The sequence below is a fragment of the Alcanivorax sp. HI0044 genome, from assembly GCF_001634945.1.
Genome location: NZ_LWEZ01001759.1, coordinates 1 through 663, shown reverse-complemented (window position 1 = coordinate 663; position 663 = coordinate 1). Strand labels below are relative to the sequence as shown.

1 protein-coding gene is annotated in these 663 nt (G+C 52.8%); it reads right to left on the bottom strand.

Annotated elements, in window-relative coordinates; all coding sequences use genetic code 11:
• On the bottom strand, positions 1 to 641 hold a 641-nt coding region (locus A3730_RS26335; protein WP_231884054.1), incomplete at its 3' end, for a UDP-N-acetylglucosamine 2-epimerase.
• Positions 642 to 663: the final 22 nt, after the last annotated feature.

Sequence of the window (663 nt, the reverse complement as noted above, 5' to 3'; positions counted from 1 at the left end):
TACCAGTCATACCGGCTGAACTCATCCATGTTTTTCCAATGACTGGCCAGCTTGGCCGTCCCGGTGATCAAACGCACTACGCGCTCGGAAACATTACGTACCTTGTAAGCATCAGGGATTTCACGCTCAGTCCCAGAAAACACATCCCGTGAAGCAGTAGCGATGCGCACACCGTCAATCAGCACCTCTTTGTCCAGCCCGGTCAACGCAATAGCACCCGTATCGAGGGCTTCTGGGCGCTCAATGGAACGACGTAGTGTTACCGCAGGGAAGTCGAGGATAGAAGATTCTTCACTGATGGTACCGCTATCTGAAATCGCACAGAAAGCCGTCATTTGCAGCTTGTTATAATCAAAGAACCCGAACGGCTTCAGGAAGCGAATTGCCTCACTGTCATCCGCCAGGCCCAGTTTCTCCAGGCGATTACGGGTGCGGGGATGCGTGGACACCACCACCGGAAACCCGAACTCTTCGTGAAGAGCCTGCAAGGCTTCAACCACCTTCTTCAGATTCTCTCGGCTGTCCACATTTTCTTCCCGATGGACGCTGACAATAAAGAAGCGGCCTTCTTCCAGCCCCAATCGCTTGAGGATGTCTGATTGTTGAATACTTGGCAGAGAGTGCTCAAGCACCTCACGCATCGGAGAGCCCGTGAGGTAAATA